The organism is Streptomyces sp. NPDC055254 (genome assembly GCF_053606025.1).
Genome location: NZ_JBSGQV010000094.1, coordinates 1 through 1952, shown reverse-complemented (window position 1 = coordinate 1952; position 1952 = coordinate 1). Strand labels below are relative to the sequence as shown.

3 protein-coding genes are annotated in these 1952 nt (G+C 37.5%); all 3 read left to right on the top strand.

Annotated features, from left to right (window positions below; all coding sequences use genetic code 11):
* Nucleotides 1–610, top strand: a 610-nt coding sequence (locus tag ACWFQ8_RS33480) for a rolling circle replication-associated protein (RefSeq protein WP_453790034.1), incomplete at its 5' end; no start/stop codon positions are given.
* A 684-nt stretch (nt 611–1294) separates the two neighbouring features.
* Nucleotides 1295–1468: a hypothetical protein gene (locus ACWFQ8_RS33475; protein ID WP_375839303.1), complete on the top strand. Its 174-nt coding sequence runs from the start codon at nt 1295–1297 to the stop codon at nt 1466–1468.
* A gap of 90 nt (nt 1469–1558) precedes the next feature.
* Nucleotides 1559–1952 (top strand): hypothetical protein (locus ACWFQ8_RS33470; protein WP_453790033.1); only part of this gene is annotated, 394 nt, incomplete at its 3' end.

Sequence of the window (1952 nt, the reverse complement as noted above, 5' to 3'; positions counted from 1 at the left end):
CAAGAAAAATATGACGGACACGAAAAAACTTTATAGTGATTTTCAAAATTTTATCGACAGGTTGCGTTATAAATACAAGAAAGAAAGTTCGATAGATTATTTATCGGTGGTAGAGCCACAAGGACGTGGAGCCTGGCATTGTCATGTTTTAATGCGCTTTAATGATTTGGATAAGATTTATATTAAAAATGCTGAATTAAGGAGTCTATGGGGTTTAGGATTTGTAACAATCAAGTCATTAAAGGATATAGACAACATAGGAGCCTATTTGAGCGCTTATTTGACTGATATAGACCTAGAAGATGTCCAAGACAGGGAAACAGCCTTAAAAGTGGCTTCAGAGGGCTGTGAGGTGCAAACAAAGATCGTAGAAGGTCGGGAAAAGAAATTTTTAAAAGGCGGACGGCTGCACATGTATCCTTCCGGAATGAATATGTATCGAAAATCAAAAGGGATTGTTAAGCCGGAACGGGAAGAAATGAAGTTCGGAGACATAAAAAAAGTAGTGGGTTCGGCAAAACCACACTACGAGAAAAGTTATCATGTCGAAAATGACAATTTTGAAAACACAATTTCGTTTCTCCAGTATAACACAAAACGTGATTTTTGAAGCAAAACGGTTCCTCTTTATGGAGCCGTTTTTTTTATTTCCCGAAGGGTTATTTGTCAGAATGACAAACCGATTTCGAGCCGGCGAGAACCCATTGTCACACCACGATTTAGGGGGTGTGTATAAATGGGCACTCTCTGTGAAATTTGAAGCTTTGAAATTCCGAATGGCGCACTTATACACTCTGTCGAGTGAGTGCTAAAATGCTGAAGCATTTCCGTCAAGCGTGTGGAGGAATCTTGTAGAGAGATATAGCATAGATACCCGTATCTCTAGAGATATTTTGGTATATCCCTGCTATATCTATGGGGTATCTATGCTATATCTTTGGCTTCAAAAACGGCACCTGTTCTAAGAGCATAGAAACTCAACAGGCACAGCCTGTTTGACACCCTTTTTTTTAGGGTGGCACCGAGTTTCCTTATGCTCTTTTTCTCTGAAGCTAAACCTGTTTTATATGTCGTAGTCTTTTTATTGGGAGTGACCCCTTGCTGTACAATTTCCGGAGGTGCCGATAAGGGACGAATTTTCCCTTGTCGGTTGCCTTTGGGGATTGTAAGGGGTGGAGGCTCGGAATCAAAAGGAAACGAAATATCATTCCGAGTGTGCTTCTTTTTTCTGTTCTTGAATTCTATTATTTCCAATGTTAGAATTATGTTAACAACTTGTTAGGAGTGTGTTTGGATGGAAGAGAAAAAACAAATTGGACCTCGAATTACTGTTGAAACATTTAAAAAGCTAGAGTTATTAGCCGAACATTTTACAAAACACAATGAATTTGGAAGAGTTTCAAAAGATGCTGTAATTGAGTTTGCTATTAAGGAATTGTATAGGGACTATTTGGGAAAAGGACGCTAATTTTTGTTGAAAAACTGACTTCGGATTTGGGGTTCTTTATTATTAACTTGATTTTAATTAAACATTACAGGAAAAATTGAGGGGAAATGGATGGATAAACGCAATGGTGACGCGGTTTTCATAGCTCCAAATGATGTTGTAAAAGTGACCACTATGAATCACGTCATTGAAGTTCAGCATATGGAGAAGATGAACCGGAAAAATAATATCAAAAAATTGGACAAGGATAGGTTTGTAGACCTCTCTACTGGGGAGATCCGGGAGTTCGAGCATTCGGAAAATCGGCAGGAAAATTATAATTCTTTGAGACAAACCTTTAAGAAGCTGCGTTATTTGATAAATAACAATTTTATAGGACGGCCAAATGAATTACATATAACTTTGACATACAAGAAAAATATGACGGACACGAAAAAACTTTATAGTGATTTTCAAAATTTTATCGACAGGTTGCGTTATAAATACAAGAAAGAAAGTTCGATAG